General features: G+C 65.3%; 20 protein-coding genes. 18 read left to right on the top strand and 2 right to left on the bottom strand.

The features are described from left to right. Nucleotides 1–41 precede the first annotated feature (41 nt). The 7 genes from FB481_RS06520 (at nt 42) to FB481_RS06490 (ending at nt 11,995) form a co-directional block, all read left to right on the top strand. Complete coding sequence (locus tag FB481_RS06520) at nt 42–1,784, top strand: potassium/proton antiporter (RefSeq protein ID WP_147175589.1); 1,743 nt, start codon at nt 42–44, stop codon at nt 1,782–1,784. A gap of 135 nt (nt 1,785–1,919) precedes the next feature. Beyond that, nucleotides 1,920–5,267 carry a mechanosensitive channel MscK gene (gene mscK, locus FB481_RS06515; protein ID WP_256662711.1) on the top strand — a complete coding sequence of 1,116 codons (3,348 nt, stop codon included), beginning with the start codon at nt 1,920–1,922 and terminating at the stop codon, nt 5,265–5,267. Then, a complete protein-coding gene (gene selO, locus FB481_RS06510) occupies nt 5,264–6,727 on the top strand; it encodes a protein adenylyltransferase SelO (protein WP_147175585.1) in 1,464 nt (487 codons plus the stop codon). Before mscK ends, selO begins: the two co-directional genes overlap by 4 nt. Nucleotides 6,728–6,817: 90 nt before the next feature. Next, nucleotides 6,818–7,231, top strand: coding sequence for a GFA family protein (locus FB481_RS06505; RefSeq protein ID WP_093500240.1), 414 nt, complete (start codon nt 6,818–6,820; stop codon nt 7,229–7,231). 70 nt (nt 7,232–7,301) lie between these two features. Further along, nucleotides 7,302–7,766, top strand: a complete 465-nt coding sequence (locus FB481_RS06500; protein ID WP_147175583.1) for a hypothetical protein — start codon at nt 7,302–7,304, stop codon at nt 7,764–7,766. 70 nt (nt 7,767–7,836) lie between these two features. Beyond that, nucleotides 7,837–10,038, top strand: coding sequence for an OsmC domain/YcaO domain-containing protein (locus FB481_RS06495; RefSeq protein ID WP_147175581.1), 2,202 nt, complete (start codon nt 7,837–7,839; stop codon nt 10,036–10,038). 217 nt (nt 10,039–10,255) lie between these two features. Further along, nucleotides 10,256–11,995 (top strand): BCCT family transporter, encoded by a 1,740-nt coding sequence (locus FB481_RS06490; RefSeq protein ID WP_013789597.1) that lies wholly within the window; start codon nt 10,256–10,258, stop codon nt 11,993–11,995. A gap of 158 nt (nt 11,996–12,153) precedes the next feature. On the opposite strand, the gene FB481_RS06485 is transcribed toward FB481_RS06490, so the two are convergent. Continuing rightward, nucleotides 12,154–13,608, bottom strand: a complete 1,455-nt coding sequence (locus FB481_RS06485) for a carboxylesterase (RefSeq protein ID WP_147175579.1) — start codon at nt 13,606–13,608, stop codon at nt 12,154–12,156. A gap of 147 nt (nt 13,609–13,755) precedes the next feature. On the opposite strand from FB481_RS06485, the gene trxC reads away from it, so the two are divergent. Both trxC and FB481_RS06475 read left to right on the top strand, forming a co-directional pair. Next, nucleotides 13,756–14,190: a thioredoxin TrxC gene (gene trxC, locus FB481_RS06480; RefSeq protein WP_147175577.1), complete on the top strand. Its 435-nt coding sequence runs from the start codon at nt 13,756–13,758 to the stop codon at nt 14,188–14,190. A 105-nt stretch (nt 14,191–14,295) separates the two neighbouring features. Then, the gene (locus FB481_RS06475) at nt 14,296–15,093 is read left to right on the top strand and encodes a universal stress protein (protein WP_147175576.1); all 798 of its coding nucleotides are present in this window, start codon (nt 14,296–14,298) and stop codon (nt 15,091–15,093) included. A 100-nt stretch (nt 15,094–15,193) separates the two neighbouring features. Here the strand turns inward: FB481_RS06475 and FB481_RS06470 are convergent, their stop codons facing one another. Then, the gene (locus tag FB481_RS06470; RefSeq protein ID WP_147175574.1) at nt 15,194–15,964 is read right to left on the bottom strand and encodes a ParA family protein; all 771 of its coding nucleotides are present in this window, start codon (nt 15,962–15,964) and stop codon (nt 15,194–15,196) included. A gap of 233 nt (nt 15,965–16,197) precedes the next feature. On the opposite strand from FB481_RS06470, the gene FB481_RS06465 reads away from it, so the two are divergent. The 9 genes from FB481_RS06465 to hutH are packed head-to-tail and all read left to right on the top strand — an operon-like array spanning nt 16,198 to nt 23,597. Next, entirely contained in the window at nt 16,198–16,911 is a 714-nt protein-coding gene (locus FB481_RS06465; RefSeq protein ID WP_147175572.1) for a beta-ketoacyl synthase chain length factor, read from the top strand. Further along, nucleotides 16,884–17,693 carry a 1-acyl-sn-glycerol-3-phosphate acyltransferase gene (locus FB481_RS06460; RefSeq protein ID WP_178109844.1) on the top strand — a complete coding sequence of 270 codons (810 nt, stop codon included), beginning with the start codon at nt 16,884–16,886 and terminating at the stop codon, nt 17,691–17,693. The genes FB481_RS06465 and FB481_RS06460 overlap by 28 nt, the downstream gene beginning before the upstream one ends. After that, nucleotides 17,674–17,934, top strand: coding sequence for a phosphopantetheine-binding protein (locus FB481_RS06455; protein WP_013789590.1), 261 nt, complete (start codon nt 17,674–17,676; stop codon nt 17,932–17,934). The genes FB481_RS06460 and FB481_RS06455 overlap by 20 nt, the downstream gene beginning before the upstream one ends. An 11-nt stretch (nt 17,935–17,945) precedes the next feature. Continuing rightward, entirely contained in the window at nt 17,946–18,203 is a 258-nt protein-coding gene (locus tag FB481_RS06450) for an acyl carrier protein (protein WP_027903856.1), read from the top strand. Then, nucleotides 18,200–18,745, top strand: coding sequence for a hypothetical protein (locus FB481_RS06445; RefSeq protein WP_093500259.1), 546 nt, complete (start codon nt 18,200–18,202; stop codon nt 18,743–18,745). The genes FB481_RS06450 and FB481_RS06445 overlap by 4 nt, the downstream gene beginning before the upstream one ends. Further along, nucleotides 18,742–20,400: an AMP-binding protein gene (locus tag FB481_RS06440; RefSeq protein ID WP_147175570.1), complete on the top strand. Its 1,659-nt coding sequence runs from the start codon at nt 18,742–18,744 to the stop codon at nt 20,398–20,400. Before FB481_RS06445 ends, FB481_RS06440 begins: the two co-directional genes overlap by 4 nt. After that, nucleotides 20,397–21,140, top strand: coding sequence for a glycosyltransferase family 2 protein (locus tag FB481_RS06435; RefSeq protein ID WP_147175568.1), 744 nt, complete (start codon nt 20,397–20,399; stop codon nt 21,138–21,140). Before FB481_RS06440 ends, FB481_RS06435 begins: the two co-directional genes overlap by 4 nt. Further along, nucleotides 21,140–22,075: a glycosyl transferase gene (locus tag FB481_RS06430; RefSeq protein WP_147175566.1), complete on the top strand. Its 936-nt coding sequence runs from the start codon at nt 21,140–21,142 to the stop codon at nt 22,073–22,075. Before FB481_RS06435 ends, FB481_RS06430 begins: the two co-directional genes overlap by 1 nt. Beyond that, nucleotides 22,056–23,597 carry a histidine ammonia-lyase gene (gene hutH / locus FB481_RS06425; protein WP_147175564.1) on the top strand — a complete coding sequence of 514 codons (1,542 nt, stop codon included), beginning with the start codon at nt 22,056–22,058 and terminating at the stop codon, nt 23,595–23,597. Before FB481_RS06430 ends, hutH begins: the two co-directional genes overlap by 20 nt. Nucleotides 23,598–23,608 lie beyond the last annotated feature (11 nt).

Here is a 23,608-nt window from a genome sequence, read left to right as displayed (position 1 = left end):
AGAATCGGGCTCGCCCTTTTTGCCCGTGGAGTCTTGCCCCCTTGGATGCCAGCACCATCAACAGCCTCCTGCTCGTCGGCGCCCTCATGGTCGGCGCGAGCATCATGGTCAGCTCGCTGTCATCGCGTCTTGGCATCCCGATTCTGGTCATCATCCTCGCCGTCGGCATGGTCGCGGGCGTCGACGGTGGCGGCATCATCTTCAACAACTATCCGACCGCTTACCTGGTGGGCAACCTCGCCCTGGCGGTGATTTTGCTCGACGGTGGCGTGCGCACCCGGGTCGGCAGCTTCCGGGTAGCCCTGTGGCCGGCACTTTCGCTGGCCACGGTCGGCGTGCTGATTACCACGGTGCTGACCGGCATGGTCGCTGCCTGGCTGTTCGACCTGAGCTTGATGCAGGGCCTCTTGATCGGCGCCATCGTCGGCTCCACCGATGCTGCAGCGGTGTTCTCGCTGCTCGGCGGCAAGGGCCTCAACGAACGGGTCAGTGCGACCCTGGAAATCGAATCCGGCAGCAACGACCCGATGGCGGTATTTCTCACCGTCACGCTGATCGACATGCTCGCCAAGGGCCAGGGCGAATTTCACCTGAGCTTCCTCGGCCACCTGCTGCAGGAGTTCGGCATCGGCTCGGTGCTGGGCCTCGGTGGCGGCTGGCTGCTGCTGAAGATCATCAACCGCTTGCACCTGGCCGACGGCCTGTACCCGCTGCTGGTGGTCAGTGGCGGCCTGCTGGTGTTCGCCCTGACCAACGCCCTGCACGGCAGCGGCTTTCTGGCCGTTTACCTGTGCGGTCTGGTGCTGGGCAACTGGCCGATCCGCTCGCGCCACGGCATCCTGCACATGCTCGACGGCATGGCCTGGCTTGCACAGATCGGCATGTTCCTGGTGCTCGGCCTGCTGGTCACCCCCCACGATCTGCTGCCCATTGCCCTGCCGGCCCTGGGCCTGGCACTGTGGATGATCCTCTTCGCGCGGCCGCTGTCGGTCATGGTCGGGCTGATCCCGTTCCGCGCCTTCCACACCAAGGAGAAGGCGTTCATCGCCTGGGTCGGCCTGCGCGGCGCGGTGCCGATCATTCTCGCCGTGTTCCCGATGATGGCTGGGCTGCCCCACGCCCAGCTGTACTTCAACCTGGCGTTCTTCATCGTGCTGGTCTCCCTGCTACTGCAGGGTGCCAGCCTGCCGTGGGTGGCCAAGGCGCTGAAGGTGACGGTACCGCCGGACCCGGCGCCGATCTCCCGCGCCGGCCTGGAAGTGCATCCGACCAGCCAGTGGGAGCTGTTCATCTACCGTCTGGGCGCGGAAAAGTGGTGCATCGGCGCGCCGCTGCGCGACCTCAAGATGCCCGAAGAAACCCGCGTCGCCGCGCTGTTTCGCAATCACCAACTGCTGCACCCCTCCGGCAGTACGGTGCTGGAAGCCGGCGACATGCTCTGCGTGATCGGCCACGAGCACGACCTGCCGGCCCTCGGCAAGCTTTTCAGCCAGGCGCCGCAACGCGGTATGGACCTGCGCTTCTTCGGCGACTTCGTGCTCGAAGGCGATGCCCAGCTGGGCGCCATCGCTGCGCTCTATGGTCTGTCCACCGGCGATGTGGATCCGTCGCTGACCCTGGGCCGCTTCATCAACCAACAGATCGGCGGCGGGCCGGTGGTGGGTGACCAGGTCGAGTGGCAGGGCCTGACCTGGACGGTCGCCGAGATGGACGGGAACAAGATCCGCAAGGTCGGCGTCAGATTCCCCGAAGGCGTCCGCCCGGGCCCTGGCCTGTCGTTCTGACAGCCGCCCGACAGCGCGCCCAGCAGCGCCCTGCCTACCGGCGGGGCTGATGCGCGGCGGCTTGTGACAGATCGCCGCGCGGGACTTCTCATCAGTCTGTAGACTCAGCAGGACTCCACCCCCGCGATCATGACCATGCACTCTTTCCGTCGTTTGCTTGCCGTTTTCCTGCTGGGCCTGTGCCTGGCCAACTCCCCCGCCTGGGCCGACGCCAACCCGACCGCCGCCGACGTGCAGCGCAGCCTGGATACCCTGGCCGACCGCAAGCTGGCCGAGCCCGAGCTGACCCAGGTGCGGCAGACCCTGGAAAAGACCCTCGGCTCGCTCAACGCCCAGGCCGACAGCCAGCAGAAGCTGGCCGCCCTGCAAAAGCAGCTGGCCCAGGCGCCGCGGCAAACCCAGGATGCCCATCGCGAGCTGGAGAAACTCAAGGCCACCAAGGTGGTGCCCGTGGCGCAGCGCTATGCCGGCACCAGCGTCGCCCAGCTGGAGCAGATTCTCAGCGAACGCAGCGCGCAGCTCAGCGACTGGCAGAAGCAACTCAACGACGCCAACACCCTGATCGTTACCGCGCAAACGCGCCCGGAGCGCGCCCAGGCGGAAATCAGCAGCAACCAGACCCGTGCCCAGCAGATCAACTCGCAGCTCAAGAACGGTCGCGAGGACGGCAAGCCGCTGAGTGCCGAGCGGGTCAACCAGCTCAAGGCCGAACTCGCCCAGCTCGGCGCCCTGACCCAGCTACGCCGCCAGGAAATGGCCGGCAACAGCGTCATGCAGGATCTGGGCACCGCCCAGCGCGACCTGTTCGACGAGCGCGTCAGGCGCCTGGACGTGGAACTGCAGGAGCTGCAGAACCTGATCAACGAGAAGCGCCGTGATCAGTCCGAACGCACCGTGGCCGAGCAGTCCATGGAAGCCGAGAAGGTCGGTGGCTCCGACAGCCTGCTGGCGCGCGAAAGCGCGATCAACCTCAAACTCTCCGACTATCTGCTGCGCGGCACCGACCGCCTCAACGAGCTGACCCAGCTCAACCTGCGCACCCAGCAGCAGCTCGACACCGTTAACCAGACCGACCAGGCACTCGACGAGCAGATCAACGTACTGCAGGGCAGCCTGCTGCTGTCGAAAATCCTCTACAAACAGCGGCAATCGCTGCCCAAACTCAAGCTCGATAACGGGCTGGCCGACGAAATCGCCGATATTCGCCTCTACCAGTTCGAACTCAACCAGCAGCGCGAACAGATCTCCAATCCCAGCGCCTACGTCGACAAGCAGTTGGCCACCGAGCCGCCGGAAAACGTAACGCCGGAGCTGCGCGAGTCCCTGCTGGACCTGATCGACACCCGCCGGGCCCTGCACGATCGCCTCAACCGCGAGCTCAACTCGCTACTCAACGAATCGATCACCCTGCAGCTCAACCAGAAGCAGCTCAAGGACACCGCCACCGCACTGCGCGCGACCCTCGACGAGCAGATGTTCTGGATTCCCAGCAACAACCCGCTCAACCTCGACTGGTTCAAAACCGCGCCGGCCCAGCTGCAACGGCAGATCTCCGACCTGCCGTGGCTGGATAACATCAGCCAGCTCGGTGCCGGCCTGATCGAGCGACCGCTGCTGTTCCTGCCGCTGTTGCTGGTGATGGGCCTGCTGCTGTTCAAGCGCCGCTACCTGAGCCAAAAGCTCACCGACCTGCACAAGGACATCGGCCACTTCAGGCGCGACAGCCAGTTGCACACGCCGGTGGCGATCCTTCTCAACGTGCTGCTGGCCCTGCCCGGTACGCTGTTCCTGGCGCTATGCGGCTTTGCCCTGCAGATGGACGCTCGCGGCCTGAACGTCAACCTCGGCTCGGCGTTCCTCGGCATGGCCCAGGCCTGGCTGGTGTTCTACACCGTGTACCGCATCTTCACCCCCGGCGGCGTAGCCGAGCTGCACTTCCACTGGGCGCGCTCCCACGTAGCCTACCTGCACCGGCAGATCCGCTGGCTGGGCGTGGTGGTTATGGCGCTGGTGGCCGTGGTTACCGTCGCCGAATTCCAGCCATCGAGCCTCTCCGACGACGTGATCGGCATTGCCGTGGTGCTGACCTGCTACGGGCTGATGATCTGGCTGTTGCAAAAGCTGCTGCTGCGCGGCCCCGCGCGGGAGAACGCCTCGACTTTCCGCATGTTCATCGGCGTGCTGTTCAGCATGCTACCGCTGGGTCTGTTCCTGGCGGTGTGCTTCGGCTACTACTACACCGCGCTCAAACTCAGCGACCGGCTGATCGACACCCTCTACCTGCTGCTGATCTGGCTGGTGGTCGAGGCGGTGTTCGTGCGCGGCCTCGCCGTGGCGGCGCGTCGCCTGGCCTACCAGCGTGCCACCGCGAAGCGCGAAGCGCAGACCACCGAGGACAGCGAAGGCACCGAGATTCAACTAGAGATGCCAACGCTGGACATCGAGCAGGTCAACCAGCAATCCCTGCGCCTGATCCGCCTGGCCCTGCTGGGCAGCTTCATCGGCGCCATGTATTGGGTCTGGGCCGACCTGATCTCGGTATTCGCCTACCTCGACAACATCACCCTGTACGAATACAACAGCAGCACCGTGGTAGGCAGCGCCACCTCGTTGATCCCGATCAGCCTGCTCGATGCCCTGTATGCGCTGATCATCGCCGCCATCACCATGGCCCTGGGGCGCAACCTGCCAGGCTTGCTCGAAGTGCTGGTGCTGTCTCGCCTGCGCCTGGCCCAGGGCAGCGCGTATGCCACCACCACACTGCTGTCGTACGTGATCTTCGGCACCGGCATCGTGGTCACCCTGTCGACCCTCGGGGTGAGCTGGAACAAGCTGCAATGGCTGGTCGCCGCGCTGTCGGTAGGTATCGGTTTCGGCATGCAGGAGATCTTCGCCAACTTCATCTCCGGCCTGATCATCCTGTTCGAGCGCCCGGTGCGCATCGGCGACCTGGTGACCATCGGCACCGTGACCGGCACGGTAAAACGCATCCACATCCGCGCCACCCACATCATCGACAGTGATCGCAAGGAAGTGATCGTACCGAACAAGACGTTCGTCACCAGCCAGTTGATCAACTGGACCCTGACCGATACCGTGACCCGCATCGTGCTGACCTTCAAGGTCAACCGCGGCGCCGATCTGGAGAAAGTGCGCACCCTGCTGCTGCAGGCCGCCCAGGAAAACTCCCGGGTGATGCGCGACCCGGCGCCGACCGCCCAGCTCAGCCTGTACGCACCGGACGGCCTGACCCACGAGCTGAAGATCTACGTCAAGGAACTGGGTGACCGCGGCGTCGCCACCGACGAGCTCAACCGCCGCGTCGACCAGCTGTTCGCCGACAACGACATCAACCTGTCCAGCACACCGAAGATGGACATCGTGCTCAGCCGCGCCGCCGCGCCCCACGACACGCTCAAGCTCGACGACCAGCAACTGGCGAGCGCCGAGCAAGCCGAGAAGAAAGACGAGGCCAAACCGTGAAAACCCTCGACACCCTGACCTTCGACAATCGCTTCGTCGGCCTGGGTGACGGGTTTTCCACGCACATACTGCCCGAGCCCATCGCCGAACCGCGTCTGGTGGTGGTCAGCGACAGTGCCATGGCCCTGCTCGATCTCGACCCGCGCGAAGCGCAGCGCGAGGTGTTCGCCGAGCTGTTCTCCGGCAACCAGCTGTGGAGCGACGCCGAACCGCGCGCCATGGTCTATTCCGGTCACCAGTTCGGCGGCTACTCGCCGCGCCTCGGCGATGGCCGCGGCCTGCTGCTCGGCGAAGTGCTCAACGATGCCGGCGAACACTGGGACCTGCACCTCAAGGGCGCCGGCATGACGCCCTACTCGCGCATGGGCGATGGCCGTGCCGTACTGCGCTCGTCGATTCGCGAGTTTCTCGCCAGCGAAGCGCTGCATGCCCTCGGCATTCCCAGCTCAAGGGCGCTATGCGTGACCGGATCGAGCACGCCGGTGTGGCGCGAGCGGCAGGAAACCGCCGCCATGCTGGTACGCCTGGCCCCCAGCCACGTGCGCTTCGGCCACTTCGAGTACTTCTACTACACGCGCCAGCACGAGCAGCTCAGGCAACTGGCCGACCATGTGATCGAGCACCATTACCCGGCCTGCCTTGAGCAGCCGCAGCCCTACGCCGCGCTGCTCAAGGCGGTGCTGGAACGCACCGCGGAAATGGTCGCCTGGTGGCAGGCCTACGGCTTCTGCCACGGGGTGATGAACACCGACAACATGTCGATTCTCGGCATCACCTTCGACTTCGGCCCCTATGCCTTTCTCGACGACTTCGACGCCAAGCACATCTGTAACCACTCCGACGACACCGGCCGCTACAGCTTCAGCAATCAGGTGCCCATCGCCCACTGGAACCTCTCGGCCCTCGCCCAGGCGCTGACGCCCCTGGTGGAAGTCGATACCCTGCGCGAAACCCTCGACCTGTTCCTGCCGATCTACCAGGCCCACTACCACGACCTGATGCGCAAACGCCTGGGCTTCACCACCGCCGAAGACGGCGACGAAGAACTGATCCAGCGTCTGCTGACCCTGATGCAGGCCGGCAAGGCCACCGACTACTCGCTGTTCTTCCGCCACCTGGGTGACCAGGCGCCAGCCGAGGCGCTAAAAGTGGTGCGCAACGACTTCGTCGACCTCAACGGCTTCGACGCCTGGGCCGCCGACTACCAGGCCCGCGTCGACCGCGAAGGCTTCGAGCCAGCCGAACGCCAGGCCCGTATGCACGCCGTCAACCCGTTCTACGTACTACGCAACTACCTCGCCCAGCAAGCCATCGCCGCCGCCGAGGCGGGCGACTACGAGCCGGTGCGCGAACTACACAAGGTGCTGACCCGCCCCTTCGAGGAACAGGACGGCAAGCAGCATTACGCGCAGCGGCCGCCGGACTGGGGCAAGCATCTGGAGATCAGCTGTTCGTCGTGAGTTCGGATAACGCAGCTCAGCATGTCCTTTCCATGCCCACCCGCTAATAAAGCAGACTCGACTCCTCGCATCAGCCCACAGGTGATCACCATGAAAGTCCACGGTAGCTGCCACTGCGACGCCATTGCATTCGTCGCAGAAACGGACCCGCAACTGACCAGCGTTTGCCATTGCCACGACTGTCAGAAGCTCACCGGCACAGCATTCCGGGTGTCGACGCCGGCACTGCCCGGTACGTTCTCACTGCTGCGCGGTAGGCCCAAGGTATACGTGAAGGTGGCGCAAAGCGGTTCGCGCCGTGCTCAGGCATTCTGCGGCGACTGTGGCTCGCAGCTGTTCACCTACGATGCCGACAATCCAACGGCCTATGGCCTGCGCGTAGGTGTGCTGGCCGAATCGCAGCAACTGCAGCCGACCTGGCAAAAGTGGTGCGAAGCGGCGCTGCCTTGGGTGCAGGATCTGTCGGCGCTGGACAGAGCGCCGCGCAACGATCGCGTGCGCTGAGCCCGCGTTTGCCGAACAGCGAGACCAGACAAGATCTCTACTTAGCCACCTATTGCAGCAGGCCGACCCCATGCAACCCCATCAACTCATCCTGTTCGCCGACTACCACCAGTTCTACCTGCAGGACGAAGCGGCCTCTGGCGACCTGTCCAAAGCCTGGAGCCCGGAGGCCGTCGAACGGATGCTGGCCGTGGCCGATGGCGTCGTGGGTATCGGTACGTTGCGCAATATGGACGTTGGCGTGACGCTCGAAATTCTTGCCGAACCGCCAAGCGCCGATACCAACGGCTTCGATCATGTCGTCGAGGGATCGCTCGACGCGCGCTGCGGCACCCTGGTGGTCGCCGGCTGTACGGATTATTTCCCGGACGCAGCTCGCTTCGCCCTCGCACCTGGCTCCTACCGGGTTCGGCTGTCGATTTCCGGCGCCGATACGCTTTCCGAGGACGGGCTCGAGGGAGAGGATCACTACCTGGTGCAGCTCTGGCCTGCGCCGGCTGGTGCGACCGTCGTGCTCAAGCAAGGCGCATTCTGACCGACGGCAAGACTTCCGGGCGAAAACCCGGATAATGCCGGCCATTCGTTTTGCTTGCCGGTGCCGCTCCATGGAAATCAAGGTCAACTTTCTCGACAACCTTCGCCTCGAAGCCAAGTTCGATGACTTCACGGTGATCGCCGATCAGCCGATCCGCTACAAGGGCGATGGCTCGGCGCCGGGGCCGTTCGACTATTTCCTGGCATCGTCGGCGCTGTGCGCGGCGTACTTCGTCAAGCTGTACTGCCAGACGCGGGACATCCCCACCGAGAACATCCGCCTGTCGCAGAACAACATCGTCGATCCGGAAAACCGCTACGCGCAGATTTTCAAGATTCAGGTCGAGTTGCCCGCCGATATCTCCGAGAAGGACCGCCTGGGGATTCTGCGCTCCATCGACCGCTGCACCGTGAAGAAGGTGGTGCAGCAGGGCCCCGAGTTCATCATCGAGGAAGTGGAAAACCTCGACGCCGATGCCCAGGCGCTGCTGATGCCGGTTAGCGATACCACCACCTATATCCCGGGCAAGGACCTGCCGCTGGAGCAGACCATCGCCAACATGTCGGGCATCCTCGCGGATTTCGGGATGAAGATCGAGATCGCCTCCTGGCGCAATATCGTGCCCAACGTCTGGTCGCTGCATATCCGCGATGCCCAGTCGAACCTGTGCTTCACCAACGGCAAGGGGGCGACCAAGGAAAGCGCCCTGGCCTCGGCGCTGGGCGAGTTCATCGAGCGGCTGAACTGCAACTTCTTCTACAACGACCAGTTCTGGGGCGAGGACATCGCCGCCGCTGAGTTCGTCCATTACCCCAACGAGCGCTGGTTCAAGCCAGGCCCGAAGGACGCGCTGCCCGAGGAGATCCTCGACGAGCATTGCCTGGCCATCTACAACCCGGACGGCGAGCTGCGCGGCTCGCATCTGTACGACACCAACTCGGGCAACACCCTGCGCGGCATCTGCTCGCTGCCCTTCGTGCGCCAGCGCGATGGCGAGACGGTGTATTTCCCGTCCAACTTGATCGAGAACCTGTACCTGTCCAACGGCATGAGCGCTGGCAACACCCTGAGTGAGGCCCAGGTGCAGTGCCTGTCGGAGATCTTCGAGCGGGCGGTCAAACGCGAAATCCTCGAAGGCGAGCTATGCCTGCCGGACGTGCCGCAGGACGTACTGGCCAAGTACCCAGGCATCATCGCCGGCATCCAGGGCCTGGAGGAGCAAGGCTTTCCGGTGCTGGTAAAGGATGCATCCCTCGGTGGCGAATTCCCGGTGATGTGCGTGACCCTGATGAACCCGCGCACCGGCGGCGTGTTCGCCTCCTTCGGCGCCCACCCGAGCCTGGAAGTGGCCCTGGAGCGCAGCCTCACCGAACTACTCCAGGGCCGCAGCTTCGAAGGCCTCAACGACCTGCCGCAACCGACCTTCGACAGCCTGGCGCTGACCGAGCCGAACAACTTCGTCGAGCACTTCATCGATTCCAGCGGCGTGGTGTCGTGGCGCTTCTTCGGCGCCACGCCGGACTTCGAATTCGTCGAGTGGGACTTCTCCGGCCAGGGTGCAGATTCCAATGAACAGGAAGCCGCGACCCTGTTCGGCATCCTCGAGGACATGGGCAAGGAGGTCTACGTCGCCACCTACAATGACCTCGGCGCCAACGCCTGCCGCATCCTGGTGCCGGGTTACTCGGAGATCTACCCGGTCGAGGATCTGATCTGGGACAACACCAACAAGGCGCTGCTGTTCCGCAAGGACATCCTCAACCTGCACGCCCTGAGCGACCGCGAGCTCAAGTCGCTGCTGCGCAACCTCAACAACGCCGAGGTCGACGACTACACCGATATCACCACGCTGATCGGCGTCGAGTTCGACGACAACACGGTGTGGGGCCAGCTGACCATTCTCGAGCTGAAGCTGCTGATCAACCTGGCGCTGAAGAAATACGACGACGCCAAGGAACTGGTCGAAGCCTTCCTGCAATACAACGACAACACCGTCGAGCGCGGCCTGTTCTACCAGGCAGTGAATGCCGTGCTGGAGATCCAGCTGGACGACGAGCTGGAGCTGGCCAACTTCGAGCACAACCTGCGGCGCATGTTCGGCAACGAGCGCATGGACGCGGTGATCGGCTCGGTGGACGGCAGCGTGCGCTTCCATGGCCTGACACCGACCAGCATACAGCTGGAGGGCCTGGACAAGCACCTGCGCTTGATCGACAGCTACAAGAAACTGCACGCCGCCCGTGCCAGAGCCGCCGGCCTGGCCGGTCAATAAGCCAGCCACAAGCGTCAACGGGAAAGCACCTTCGGGTGCTTTCCGCGTTTTTGCGCCGGGAAAACGTCGCTACGAGAACGGCGCGGGGCGTTACCAGACAGAGAAATCGAGTAGCGCATCCGCATCATCGTCGACGCACCGTGCACGCGACGAGCCAGGGAATGCGCCCATTTGCGTGAGCAGATCAACAAGAACCCATAGAGGGCACGCAGCGACCATGGCAACCCAAGACAAGGTTGAAACACCCGAACTCGGCATCACCGACCCGTCGCAAACCGAGGAAGCCAGGCGCGACCGCTATCTGGAAGGCAAGCTGGACTGGGTGGTGTTCGGCTTCACCAGCCTGCTGGCCCTGGCCTTCGTGGCCTGGGGCTTTCTCAACCAGACCAGCCTGGCGAAAAACGCCGCCACGGCGCAGAGCTGGGTGATCGTCAATTTCGGCTGGTTCTTCGTGCTCACCTCGACCATCTTCGTGGTCTTCGTGCTGTGGCTGGCCGCCAGCCGTTACGGGCGAATTCCCCTGGGCAAGGATGGCGAAGCACCGGAATTTCGCACCACCTCGTGGATCGCCATGATGTTCAGCGCCGGCATGGGTATCGGCCTGATGTTCTTTGGCGTCGCCGAGCCGCTGTCACATTACGTGAGCCCGCCGCCAGGCACCGCCGAGGCGCAGACCAACGGCGCCATGCAGATCGCCATGGCCACCACGCTGTTCCACTGGAGCCTGCACCCCTGGGCGATGTACGCCATCGTCGGCCTGGCGATCGCCTACGGCACCTTTCGCCGCGGCCGCTCGCAGCTGATTTCCGCCGCCTTCCGGCCACTGATGGGCGAGCACGCCAACGGCCCGGTCGGCCGCGCCATCGACATGATGGCGATCTTCGCGACGCTGTTCGGGTCGGCCGCCTCCTTGGGCCTCGGCGCCCTGCAGATCGCCGGCGGGCTGGAGTACAACGGCTGGGTGGAGCAGCCCGGCAAGCTGTTCTACGTCGGCCTGATCACCCTGCTGACCATCGCCTTCGTGGCCTCGGCGGTATCCGGCATCGACAAGGGCATCCAGTGGCTGTCCAACACCAACATGGCGCTGGCCCTGCTGCTGGCCGCCTTCGTGTTCATCGCCGGGCCGACCCTGTTGATGCTCAACCTGTTGCCCACCGCCCTGGGCGACTACATCGCCATGCTGCCGGAGATGATGGCGCGCACCAACGCCAGCGGCGGCGACAGCATGGACAACTGGCTGTCCAGCTGGACGGTGTTCTACTGGGCCTGGTGGATTTCCTGGACGCCGTTCGTGGGCATGTTCATCGCCCGCATCAGCCGCGGCCGCACCATCCGCCAGTTCGTCACCGGCGTGCTGCTGGTGCCGAGCCTGGTCAGCCTGGTGTGGTTCGTGATCTTCGGCGCCGCCGGCATCGATGCGCTGCGCGAAGGCGTGTTCACCCTGAGCAACGGCGCGGTGGACAGCAACATCGCCCTCTACGAGCTGCTGGAAAGCTACCCCTTCATCTCCGTCACCTCGGTGCTGGTGATGATCCTGGTGGGCATCTTTTTCGTCTCCGGCGCCGACGCGGCGTCGCTGGTGATGGGCACGCTGTCCGAGCACGGCACCACCGAACCGTCACGCGGCACCATGATCTTCTGGGGTGCGCTGACCGGCGCGGTGGCCGCGATCATGCTGGCCATTGGCGACCCACGCGATCCGGGCGCGGCACTGACCGGCCTGCAGAACCTGACCATCGTGGTGGCGCTGCCCTTCGTGGTGGTGATGGCCCTGCTGTGCATCGCCCTGTACCGCGACCTGCGCAAGGACCCGATGATGCTGCGCGACCAGCGCGGCAGCGAGCTGATCGAGAAGGCCGTGCTCTACGGCGCGGTGAAGCACGGCGAAGAGTTCTACTTCGTGGTCAAGGAGAAGAAGGACAAGGGTGATGCGGCTGAGGGGCAGCCGAGTGTTTGAGATGATCGCTTGCAGCCAGAGGCTTGAGAGTAACCGACTCTAGTAAGGCCGGCACGTTACCTGTGGGAGCGGGCGGGGACGCCTAATCCATGCCCGCGAAAAAAGAATCGCGCGCATGGCGCGCTCCCACAGGGAGATCGCATTCCTTCCTCAATCAGCTAATTGCCCTGCAATCCCCCATGCTCCCGCAAGCGCTCGATCATGTACGGGTAGAAGGGATTCGACGTCACCCGCTGCAGCGCCTCCATGCTCACCAGCAGCACACCGCGCTCGCCGCGTACCGACAGCGCACCGAGGTGCACGCCGTAATCCTCCGGCTCCTCCGGCTGCAGCCCGTACAGCGAATCGCTGACTGGAAACGGCAGGGCGACGTGGGACAGCGAGAACACCTCACGCGGAAACGCCAGGCCGAGGGGCGTGACCTGCTCTTCGCTGGCGCCGGCCTCGGTGCTGCGCGCGGCAGCATCCAGGGTTTGCGGCGAGACGTTGCCGATCAGCGTGGTGCGATAGCGCCGTGGCGCCACCGGCAGCAGATCGCCTGGCGACTTGGCGTGGGCGCCAAGCAACGGCCCGAAATCGACGTAACGGTTGAGGTCGAACAGCACCAGCTCGCTGCCATTGGCCGGCAGGTGCCCGTACAAGGCATCGACCACCGCTGGCGTGCTGACGGTGTAATCGACCAGCGACTGGAAGGTCAGCACCGGCGCCAGCTCGCCCAGCGCGCCGCGACCGTCGAGCACGGCGAGCTGCTCCTGTAGGGCAGTGGTGAACAGGTACGACTGGCGTGCCGCATTGAGCGGGAAGGAGTTGTATTTGAACGGGTTGTACTCGGGTAGCACGTCCAGCCAGGCCGCCTTGGCGAACGCCGGGAACACCGCCGGCAGCCCGGCCAGACCGGCGAAGCGGGCGTAACCGGCGACGCCGATCATCGGTGAAATCAGGGTCAGGCGCGTCGGCCGCGGCAATTCCTGGTTGCCCAGGGCGTCGAGTGCATACTTGAGCGCAAGCCCGCCGCCGGCGGAATAGCCGACCAGTTGAAGCTCGTCGCCCGGCTCGATCAGCCGCTGCGCCTCGCGTACCGCCAGGCGGGTGGCCGCGAGCCAGTCCTGCCAGGTCACCCGGGTCAGCGCGCCCGGCGTGGTGCCATGCCCAGGCAGGCGCAGGCCGACCACCACGAAGCCGGAATCGCGGTACAGCTCGGCGATATGCCGCAGGCTGTAGGGCGAATCGGTCAGGCCGTGCAGCATCACTGCGGCGCCTTTGGGCTTGCCGTCCGGTTCCAGCACGTAGGAGCGGTTCCAGTCCCATTCGAAGCGCGAGGCATTGAGCGGGCTGTCGGCGAAGAAGCGGTTGTCCGGCACGCGCTCGGCATCGTCCAGGCGCTGGTAGACATTGCCGGGCAGCGCCGCGAACAACGCCTGCTCGGCAAGCAGATAATCCTGCCAGCTGGCGGCATCCAGCTCGTCGGCGCTCAGCTCACGCGGCACGAAGGTATGCCAGGGGCCGAGGTCGGGTTTGTTGTGGGCGTCGTAGATGCGCAGGGCGAAAAAGGTCAGGGCGATCACCGCCACCACCAGGCTGCCCAGACGCACCCACTTCTTCACCGCCTTCATGCTTAGCTCTCCACCGGCCGCCGCAAACGGCCCATCATAGCGCTCGCCCGGCAAAAGCGCTGGCATCGTCCGCCAGTCTGCGTGTCTTGCGATGGCACGCCACAGCCCATAGGCTCTCGGCCGATATTCTTCTGTTCGGAGCCCGTCATGAGCGACTCAGCGATCATCCCCTGCCCCAGCTGCAGCAGCCTCAATCGCATTCCTACCGCGCGCCTGGGCGAGACGCCGCGCTGCGGCCACTGCAAGGCCGAGGTTCTGCCGGGCACGCCGTTCGATCTGCATCAGGGCAACTTCGCCAGCCAGCTGAAGGGCGACCTGCCGCTGCTGGTGGATGTCTGGGCCGCCTGGTGCGGGCCGTGCCGCAGCTTCGCGCCAACCTTTGCCCAGGCGGCAAGTGAGTTACGTACCCGCTGCCGGCTGGGCAAGCTGGACAGCGAAGCCAATCAGCAACTGTCCGCACAGCTGGGCATCCGCTCGATTCCCAGCCTGATTCTGTTTCGCGACGGTCAGGAAGTCGCCCGGCAAAGCGGCGCCCTGCCCTTGCCGCAACTGCTTGCATGGCTGAACACTCAGGGGGTTTGAAACGTGTTGTGCTGACACCTGACCTTGCCACCGGTCAAAAAGCCGACTAATCCAAGGAGGGATCATTCAGGCGCAACGCCGGATGACTGTACGGTGGGAGGCGCCATGTTCAAGCACATTCTGATCGCCCATGACCTGCGCAGCACCGCCGACCTGGCGCTGCGCCGCGCGGCGCAACTGGCGGAGCAGCATGGCGCACGCCTGAGCGTGCTGCACGTGCTCGACCCGACCCAGAGCGAGCAGACCCACGACCATGCACGCCAGACGCTGGACGCCAGCATCAGCCAATACGCCCCGCCCGGCAGCGAATTAAAGTTGCGCAGCGGCAAGCCGTCGGAGGTGGTGCTGCAGCATCTACGGGAAAACGGTCACGACCTGCTGGTGCTCGGTGGCCATCTGGAGCGCCACGAATTCTTTTCCGGCACCAGCCTGGACCGCATCGCCCGCAACTGCCCGGTGCCGTTGCTGCTGGTCGCCCACCCAAGCCCCGGTCCCTATCAGCAGGCGCTGGCCGCCATCGATTTTTCGCTGTGCGCCTGCAGCGCCCTGGCCGGCGCCTACGGGCTGCTGCCGGAGAGCGCCGAGTTGCACGCCGTGCACGTGTTCGATCCGGGCAAGGCCAGCGGTGAGCAGGCCGACAGCCAGTTGCAGATCCAGCAGGCGCTGATCGCCCAATTGTTGGAGGATGAAGCCCGCCTGTTGCCGCCGTCCGGCCCGAGCATCAGTCATGCGGTGCACCAGGGCGGCATCCTGCGTTGTCTGCAGGAACAGCTCAGGGCGCGTAACAGCGACCTGCTGGTACTCGGCAGCCACGGTCGCGGCGCTCTCAGCCAGGCACTGCTCGGCAGCCTGGCCCAGCATTTCCTGCACAAGGCGCCGTGCGACGTGTTCGTGGTGCGCTAGTAACGAACCCGGGTATCGCTACGCTCAACACCGGGCTACAGAAGGAATAAGGCCGTAGCCTGCGGTTGAGCGAAGCGATACCCAGGACAGCCCGCCCCGATTAGCCGCGCTGCAGCAAGTCGTGCAGCTCGACATACTGCTGGGTCAGCTTGTGGCGCGGGTCCAGAAAGATCAGCGGCGTGCAGGCCTGGTGGGATTCACGCATCTTCACCGAACTCATCAGGTTGACCGGCAACACCGGCAGGCCTTCTTGCACCAGCTCGTCGAGCAGTTGCTGCGGCAGCGAGGCGCGGGGCTGGAACTGGTTGACCACGATGCCCTCGACCTGCAGCTCCTCGTTGTGATCCTCCTTCAACTCCTCGATCTCGCGCAGCAGCCCGTACAACGCGTTGCGGGAAAAGGTGTCGCAATCGAAGGGAATCAGCACACGATCCGCGGCGATCAATGCGGAAACCGTGTAGAAGTTCAGCGCCGGCGGGGTATCCAGGTAGATCTGCTCGTAGTCCTCGGACAATTCCTCGAGCAGTTTGCGCAGCTTGTTGATCTTGTGCTTCTGCTCAAGCTTTGGCTGCAGCTCGGCCAGCTCGGGCGTTGCGGTTATCACGTGCAGGTTCTCGAAGGGCGTTTCGTAGATATCCACCTTGCCCTTCTTGGCGAACGGCCCGCTGGACAGCGTCTGCTTGAAGAAATCGGCGATGCCCATGGGAATCTCGTCGCCGGTCAGGCCTGTGAGGTAATGGGACGAATTGGCCTGGGCATCGAGATCGACCAGCAAAGTTCGGTACCCTTGTGACGCACTGACCGCGGCCAGATTGCAGGCAATGCTGGATTTGCCAACGCCACCTTTCTGATTGAACACCACACGCCTCATCCGAACCTCCCCTATGACTAGTACATAGATACTAGGCAAAACTTGATGACATTCACTGGAAACAAGCGAAACGGGTCATCCATCAGAAAATCGCTACTTAATGTTTGCGGGGTCTTGCCAAGCCCCGGATAATGGCCGGCGCAGCATCGCTACCCATCGACAAGGCTCTTGTCGCACAGGACAGTCGCACAGACAAGGAAATGCCCGGCGGGCCAAGCAGAGTTTCTTCAAAAATGCAGTTCAGGATCGATCAATGGCGTGCCTGGGCCCCCGGCCTGGACAGTACGGATGACTGGCTCGCCTGGAGCAAGGCGCCCGAACGCCTTGCCGATGGTGGTGAACAGCCCGATGTCGGCTTTCTGCCCGCTCTGCAGCGCCGCCGCCTGAGCCGCCTGGCGCGCATGGTGTTCCAGGTCGCCTGGCCGCTGGCCGAAGGACATTCCGCGCTACCGCTGGTATTTGCCTCGCGACACGGCGAAACCCCGCGCAACCTGGCCATTCTCAAGGACCTTGCGGTTAAAGAGCCGCTGTCGCCGACACAGTTCAGCCTTTCTGTGCACAACGCGATCATCGGTCAGTGGTCGATCATGCGCGGCGACACCAGCGAGATGACCGCCCTGGCCGGCGAAGGCGATGGTCTGGAAATGGCCATACTCGAGGCCCTGAGCCTGCTGGCCGAGGGTGCACCGGCGGTTTTGCTGGTGATCGGCGAAGAAGCCCAGCCAGAGCCCTATGCGCCGTTCATCGACGATGTCCCGTTCCCTTACGCCCTGGCCTTGCTGCTCAAACCCGGCGACGACTGGCGCCTGGCACTGCACAACGCCAGCGGCCCGCACAGTGGATGGCCACACCCTCTGAGCCTGATCCAGTGCCTGAGTACAGACGGCACCTCCCTTCAACACACCTGGAAAGAGCGCCAATGGACCTGGTCACGCCAAAGCCTGTGAAGCACTACAGCCCGCCCTATTGGTGGCGACTGATCGCCACGGCGGCCAGCTTCACGCTGTTCGGCATCGGCGGCGTGCTGCTGCGCATTCTGGTGTTCCCGGTATTGTCCCTGCTGCCTGGCGACGCCGCCGCTCACCAGCGCCGCGCCCGCCGGGTGGTCAGCCTGACCTTTCGCACCTTCGTCGAATTCATGTACCGCAGCGGCGTGCTCACCTATGAAGTCGAAGGCGCCGAGCGCCTGGGCCGCCCAGGGCAGATGATCATCGCCAACCACCCGTCGCTGATCGACGTGGTGGTGACCATCGCCTTCACCCGCGACACCAACTGCGTGGTCAAGCAGAGCCTGTGGAACAACCCCTGCATGCGTGGGCCGATCCGCTCGGCCGGCTACATCAGCAACAGCGGCAGCATGGACATGCTCGACGAAGCCGCCGGCGCACTGCAGCAAGGCCAGACCCTGGTGATCTTCCCGGAAGGCACGCGCACCACGCCCGGCCAGCCGCCGGAATTTCACCGCGGCGCCGCGGCCATCGCCCTGCGCGGCGCGCGAATCATTACCCCGGTGGTGATCAGCGTCTCGCCTACCACCCTGACCAAGGCCGAGCCCTGGTACCGGATTCCCGCGCGGCGCTTCCACATCCGCCTGCGCGTCGGCGAAGACATCGACCCGGCGCACTTCGCCGCCATGGGCGCGGCGCCAGTCGCGTCGCGCAAACTCAACGATCATCTGCATCAGCATTTCATACAGGAGCTCGCCAAAGATGAGCGCTCTACAGCTTGAGATCAAAAACCTGATCATCGACTCCCTCGGCCTGGAGGATGTCACCCCTCAGGACATCGACGACGACATGACCCTGTTCGGCGAAGGCCTGGGCCTGGACTCGGTCGACGCCCTTGAGCTCGGCCTGGCCATCCAGAAGCGTTTCGGCATCAAGATCGACGCCGAAGCCAAGGACACCCGCACCCATTTCGCCAACGTGGCCAGCCTGGCAGCCTTCGTTGCCAGCCGCCAGGCAGCTTGAGGACGATGACCATGCAAACCCGTGAGGAAATCTTCGCCACCTTGCGCGACGCCCTGGTTGAGCTGTTCGAACTAAGCCCCGAGCGCATCAGCCTGGACGCCAACCTGTACGAAGACCTGGAGATCGACAGCATCGACGCCGTCGACCTGATCGACCACATCAAGCGCCAGACCGGCAAGAAGATCGCCGCCGAGGCGTTCAAAACCGTGCGCACCGTCGGCGACGTGGTCGAGGCGGTTTATCAGATGGTCAACGCGGAACCCGCATGAGCCGTCTGTTCGGCCTGCTGGTCACGCTGGTCAGCGTGGCCTACCCGTTCGCCGTGTATTTCGGCGCCGGGCACCTGTCGCCAACGCTGTTCGCCGCCCTGCTCGGCGGCCTGTGGCTGGCGCGCCTGCTCAGCAACCCGGCTGACCGCAACAGCCGGCGCATGACCGGCGCCGTGCTGGTGTTCTGCGTGCTGCTGGTGCTGGCCGACGAGCCGGCGCTGCTGCGTTGGTATCCGGTACTGGTCAGCCTGCTGCTCGGCCTGCTGTTCGCCAGCAGCCTGAAGATCGGCATGCCGATGGCCGAACGCCTGGCGCGCCTGCGAGAACCCGAACTGCCCCCGGTGGCGGTGCGCTACACCCGCCGCGTCACCGAGGTATGGGCCGCCTTCATGCTCAGCAACGGCCTGCTGGTGGTGGCGCTGAACCTGTGGGCACCGCTGTCCTGGTGGGCGCTGTACACCGGGCTGATTTCCTACCTGCTGATGGGCCTGCTATTCGCCGGCGAATGGCTGGTGCGTCAACGTGTAAGGAGAACCGCATGAGCTGGCTGAACCTCGAAGACCTGCTGCTAGAGGCCGACGCCAGCCGCCAGGTAACGCCCGAACTCGACCACGCCGAGCTGCGCCGCCGCGCCTTGTGCCTGGCCGCACATTGGCAGACCACTGGCGTGCAGCGCGCCGCCCTGCATCTGCAGGACGCCGCCGAGCTGGCCATCGCCCTGCTCGCCGCCTGGCAGGCCGACATTCACGTGCTGCTGCCCGCCGATGCGCAGCCGCACACCCGCCAGCGCCTGGGCGCTCAGGTCGACCTGTGGGTCGAGCAGCTCGACGAAACGATTGCCGCCGCACCGCTTGCCGCCAAGCGGCTGGACCGCGAGCGCTGCCGCCTGACCCTGTGCACCTCCGGCTCCAGCGGCGAACCCAAGCTGATCGACAAAAGCCTCGGCCAGCTGGCCAACGAAGTCGAGGCGCTGGAAGCCCTGTGGGGCGAGCGCCTGGTCAATGCGTTGATCATCGGCAGCGTGGCAGCCCAGCACATCTACGGTCTGCTGTTCCGTGTGCTCTGGCCGCTGTGCGCCGGCCGCGTGTTCCTGCCCAAGGCCCAGCCGTTTCCCGAAGACCTGCAGCTGGCCAGCCTGCCGCATCCGAACTTTGCCTGGATCACCAGCCCGGCGCTGCTCAAGCGCATGGGCGACAACCTCGACTGGGCGGCACTGGGCCGCGTGCGCCAGGTGTTCTCCTCCGGCGGCGCCCTGCCTGCCGATGCTGCCGCCTCGGTGCAGGAGCGCCTGGGCCAGTGGCCGACGGAAATTTACGGCAGCTCGGAAACCGGCGGCATCGGCTGGCGCCAGGGCGGGCAGCACTGGCAGCCGTTCGACGGCGTGCAGCTCGAGGTCAACGAAGAAGGCGCCCTGCGCCTGAGCTCGCCCTACCTGCCCGCCGGGCACTGGGAGCAGATGGCCGACGCCGTAGCGATCGACGCCGACGGCCGCTTCACCCTCGGCGCGCGCCTGGATCGTATCGTCAAGCTGGAAGAAAAACGTATCTCCCTGCCCCTGCTCGAACAAGCTCTGGCCCAGCATGCCTGGGTCAGCGAGGCGCGCCTGGGCGTGCTGCAGCAGGGCCGCGCCTTTCTCGGCGCGCTGGTGGCGCTGTCGCCGGAGGGCATCCATACGCTGCGCAATCAGGGCCGTCGGCACCTGACTGAAGGCCTGCGCCAGCACCTGGCCGGGCACTGCGAGGCCATCGCCCTGCCGCGCCGCTGGCGACTGCTGCCGCACCTGCCCTACAGCAGCCAGGGCAAGCTGGGCCAAGCTCAGGTCAACGATTTGCTGGCGGCCGCCCGGCCGACCCGCGTCGAGCCGGCCAGCGCCCGGGAAGAAGGTGGCGAATGGCTTCTGGAGCTGGACGTGCCACTGGATCTGGCGCATTTCAGCGGCCACTTTCCCGGCACTCCCGTGCTGCCGGGCGTGGTGCAGATCGACTGGGCCCAGCAACTGGCCCGCGAGCTGATCAACGATCTGCCGCCGCTGTTCGGCGGCATGGAAGTGCTCAAGTTCCAGCAGCTGGTGCGCCCCGGTGACCGCCTGCAGCTGACCCTGCGTTTCGACGCCGAGCGCAGCAAGCTGTACTTCACCTTCCGCAGCGGCGAAGCCAATTGCTCGTCCGGGCGCATCCTGCTCAAGGCGGCGCCATGACTGCCGTGCAACACCGCCCCTGTGCGCTGATTCCGGTGTACAACCACGAGGGGCCTCTGCCTGGCGTGGTCGCCAGTTTGCTGGCCGCCGGCTTGCCGTGTCTGCTGGTCGACGACGCTTCAGGCCCAAGCTGCGCCGCGGTGATCGACCGCCTGGCTTGTGAAGCCGACACCCATCTGCTGCGCCTGCCGGAGAACCAGGGCAAGGGCGGCGCGGTGATGGCCGGCCTGCGTGAAGCGCAGCGCCTGGGCTTCACCCACGCCCTGCAGGTGGACGCCGACGGCCAGCACGACCTGCAGGCGGTGCGCGCCTTTCTTGACGAATCCCGCGCTTATCCCGAGGCCATCGTCTGCGGCTACCCGCAGTACGACGCCAGCGTGCCAAAGGGCCGCCTGTACGCGCGCTACCTGACTCACGTGTGGGTGTGGATCAACAGCCTGTCGCTGGAGATTCGCGACTCCATGTGCGGTTTCCGGGTCTACCCGCTGGCCGCCAGCGTGGCGCTGATCGACTCGGCGAAGCTGGGCAAACGCATGGATTTCGACTCGGAAATCCTCGTGCGCCTGTCCTGGCGCGGGCAGCCGATGCGCTGGCTGCCGACCCGGGTGCACTACCCCGAGGACGGCGTCTCGCACTTCCGCCTCTGGCAGGACAACGTGCTGATCTCGAAAATGCACGCCCGACTGTTCTTCGGCATGCTCTGTCGCGCGCCCGTGCTGCTCTACCGGCGGTGGCGCTGATGCAGCGTTCCAGCCACTGGGCCAGCCAGCGCGAGCGCGGCAGCTTCGCCCTGATGAAATTCACCGCCCTGGCCGCCCGCCATCTCGGCCGCCGGGCGCTGAGCCCACTGCTGTACCTGATCGTCGCCTACTTCTTCGTGGCCGGCAGCAAGGCGCGACGCAGCATTCACCAGTACCAGCACAACCTCGCCGAGTGGAGCGCACGCCCCGACCTGCACCCGAGCCGCCGCTCGGTGTTCGCCCAGTTCATGGCCTTCGCCGACAGCCTGCTCGACAAGCTCGATGTGTGGAGCGGCCGCCTCAAGCTGAGCGACGTCGAGCTGGTCGACCCCCATGGCCTGCACGGGCAGATGAACGGCAGCCGCGGCCAGCTGCTGGTCGGCGCCCACCTGGGCAACCTCGAAGTATGCCGCGCCCTGGCTGAGCTGAGCGCCCGGGTGCGCATGAACGTGCTGGTACACACCCGCCACGCCGAACAGTTCAACCGCCTGCTCAAGGAAAGCGGCGCCAGCAACCTGCGGCTGATCCAGGTCAGCGAGCTGGACCCGGCAGTGATGCTGCGCCTGGCCGAGCACCTGGAGCGCGGCGAGTGGCTGGCGATCGCCGGCGACCGCGTGCCGCTACACGGCGAGCGCACCGTCGAGGTGAATTTTCTCGGCCACCCGGCGCCGCTGCCGCAAGGTCCCTGGCTGCTCGCCGGGCTGCTGCGCTGCCCGGTCAACCTGATCGATTGCCTGAAGATCGACGGCCGCTATCAGGTGATGCTGCTGCCCTTCACCGACGCCGTGCAGTGGAAGCGCAGCGAGCGCCAGGCGGTGATTCAGGGCTGGGCGCAACGCTACGCCGATCACCTCGCCGGACGCTGCCTGCAAGCCCCGCAGCAGTGGTTCAACTTCTATCCGTTCTGGAACGACCATGACAACACAGCAGCCTGAAACCGTGACCTTCGGCGCGCAGCCACTGCGTCTCGAGCAGATCGTCAGCCTGGCCCAGCGAACCGCGCGCGGCGAGCTGGACGAGAGCCCCGCCTGGCGCGAGCGCATCGCCCGCGGCGCGCGTTTCGTCGACCGCCTGCTGGACCGCGAAGGCATGATCTACGGCATCACCACCGGCTATGGCGACTCCTGCGTGGTGGCCGTGCCGCTGCACCAGGTCGAGGCGCTGCCGCGTCACCTGTACACCTTCCACGGTTGCGGCCTGGGCAAGCTGCTCGACGAGCAGGCCACCCGCGCCGTGCTGGCTGCACGTTTGCAGTCGCTGTGCCAAGGCATGTCCGGCGTGCGCCTGGAACTGCTCGAGCGCCTGCAGGCGTTTCTCGACCACGACGTGCTGCCGCTGATCCCGGAAGAAGGCTCGGTGGGCGCCAGCGGCGACCTGACGCCGCTGTCCTACATCGCCGCGACCCTGTGTGGCGAGCGCGAGGTGATGTACCGCGGTGAGCGCCGCAGCGCCGCTGACGTGCACGCCGAACTGGGCTGGACACCGCTGGTGCTGCGCCCCAAGGAAGCCCTGGCGCTGATGAACGGCACTGCGGTGATGACCGCCCTGGCCTGCCAGGCCTATTCGCGCGCCGATTACCTGCTCAAGCTGGCCACGCGCATCACCGCGCTCAACGTCATCGCCCTGCAGGGCAACCCGGAGCACTTCGACGAGCGCCTGTTCGCCGCCAAGCCGCACCCGGGCCAGAACCAGGTGGCCGCGTGGATCCGCCAGGACCTGGCCATCGACGCGCCGACCGCGCCGCTGCATCGCCTGCAGGATCGTTATTCCATCCGCTGTGCACCCCACGTGCTCGGCGTACTGGCCGACAGCCTGGGGCTGCTGCGCCAGTTCATCGAAAACGAACTGAACAGCGCCAACGACAACCCGCTGATCGACCCCGATGAGGAACGCGTCCTGCACGGCGGGCACTTCTACGGCGGGCATATCGCCTTCGCCATGGACAGCCTGAAGAACCTGATCGGCAACCTCGCCGACCTGCTCGACCGCCAACTTGCCCTGCTGGTCGACACCCGCTACAACCATGGCCTGCCGAGCAACCTGTCCGGCGCGCCGGTGGAAACCGCGATGATCAACCACGGCTTCAAGGCCGTGCAGATCGGCGCCAGTGCCTGGACCGCCGAAGCCCTGAAGAACACCCTGCCGGCCAGCGTGTTCTCGCGCTCCACTGAGTGCCACAACCAGGACAAGGTGAGCATGGGCACCATCGCCGCCCGCGACGCCCTGCGCAGCCTGGAGCTGGCCGAGCAGGTCGCGGCCGCCACGCTGATCGCCGCCAACCAGGGCGTATGGCTGCGCCAACGTGCCGAAGCCACCGTGCTGCCCGCCGCCCTGGCCGAGATGCACGGGCAGTTGGGCGAGGACTTCCCGCCGCTGATCGAGGATCGCGCCCTGGAAGGCGAACTGCGCCTGTGCCTGCAACGCATCCGCGCTCAGCACTGGAGCCTGTATGCGTAATTCGCATCATG

The organism is Pseudomonas sp. AG1028, assembly GCF_007993955.1.
GTDB classification, from domain to species: Bacteria; Pseudomonadota; Gammaproteobacteria; order Pseudomonadales; family Pseudomonadaceae; genus Aquipseudomonas; species Aquipseudomonas straminea.
Note: the sequence above shows the minus strand (reverse complement) of the source record. Positions and strands in the feature narration are given on the sequence as shown.

What these genes read in the sequence shown, in the direction of transcription:
- FB481_RS06440 (WP_147175570.1), top strand. Translation starts at nt 18,742, where the DNA reads ATGAGCTGGCTGAACCTCGAAGACCTGCTGCTAGAGGCCGACGCCAGC.
- FB481_RS06490 (WP_013789597.1), top strand. Translation starts at nt 10,256, where the DNA reads ATGGCAACCCAAGACAAGGTTGAAACACCCGAACTCGGCATCACCGAC.
- FB481_RS06450 (WP_027903856.1), top strand. Translation starts at nt 17,946, where the DNA reads ATGCAAACCCGTGAGGAAATCTTCGCCACCTTGCGCGACGCCCTGGTT.
- FB481_RS06455 (WP_013789590.1), top strand. Translation starts at nt 17,674, where the DNA reads ATGAGCGCTCTACAGCTTGAGATCAAAAACCTGATCATCGACTCCCTC.
- FB481_RS06500 (WP_147175583.1), top strand. Translation starts at nt 7,302, where the DNA reads ATGCAACCCCATCAACTCATCCTGTTCGCCGACTACCACCAGTTCTAC.
- FB481_RS06465 (WP_147175572.1), top strand. Translation starts at nt 16,198, where the DNA reads ATGCAGTTCAGGATCGATCAATGGCGTGCCTGGGCCCCCGGCCTGGAC.
- trxC (WP_147175577.1), top strand. Translation starts at nt 13,756, where the DNA reads ATGAGCGACTCAGCGATCATCCCCTGCCCCAGCTGCAGCAGCCTCAAT.
- FB481_RS06445 (WP_093500259.1), top strand. Translation starts at nt 18,200, where the DNA reads ATGAGCCGTCTGTTCGGCCTGCTGGTCACGCTGGTCAGCGTGGCCTAC.
- FB481_RS06505 (WP_093500240.1), top strand. Translation starts at nt 6,818, where the DNA reads ATGAAAGTCCACGGTAGCTGCCACTGCGACGCCATTGCATTCGTCGCA.
- FB481_RS06435 (WP_147175568.1), top strand. Translation starts at nt 20,397, where the DNA reads ATGACTGCCGTGCAACACCGCCCCTGTGCGCTGATTCCGGTGTACAAC.
- FB481_RS06460 (WP_178109844.1), top strand. Translation starts at nt 16,884, where the DNA reads ATGGACCTGGTCACGCCAAAGCCTGTGAAGCACTACAGCCCGCCCTAT.
- FB481_RS06475 (WP_147175576.1), top strand. Translation starts at nt 14,296, where the DNA reads ATGTTCAAGCACATTCTGATCGCCCATGACCTGCGCAGCACCGCCGAC.
- FB481_RS06470 (WP_147175574.1), bottom strand. Translation starts at nt 15,964, where the DNA reads ATGAGGCGTGTGGTGTTCAATCAGAAAGGTGGCGTTGGCAAATCCAGC.
- hutH (WP_147175564.1), top strand. Translation starts at nt 22,056, where the DNA reads ATGACAACACAGCAGCCTGAAACCGTGACCTTCGGCGCGCAGCCACTG.
- FB481_RS06495 (WP_147175581.1), top strand. Translation starts at nt 7,837, where the DNA reads ATGGAAATCAAGGTCAACTTTCTCGACAACCTTCGCCTCGAAGCCAAG.
- FB481_RS06485 (WP_147175579.1), bottom strand. Translation starts at nt 13,608, where the DNA reads ATGAAGGCGGTGAAGAAGTGGGTGCGTCTGGGCAGCCTGGTGGTGGCG.
- FB481_RS06430 (WP_147175566.1), top strand. Translation starts at nt 21,140, where the DNA reads ATGCAGCGTTCCAGCCACTGGGCCAGCCAGCGCGAGCGCGGCAGCTTC.
- mscK (WP_256662711.1), top strand. Translation starts at nt 1,920, where the DNA reads ATGCACTCTTTCCGTCGTTTGCTTGCCGTTTTCCTGCTGGGCCTGTGC.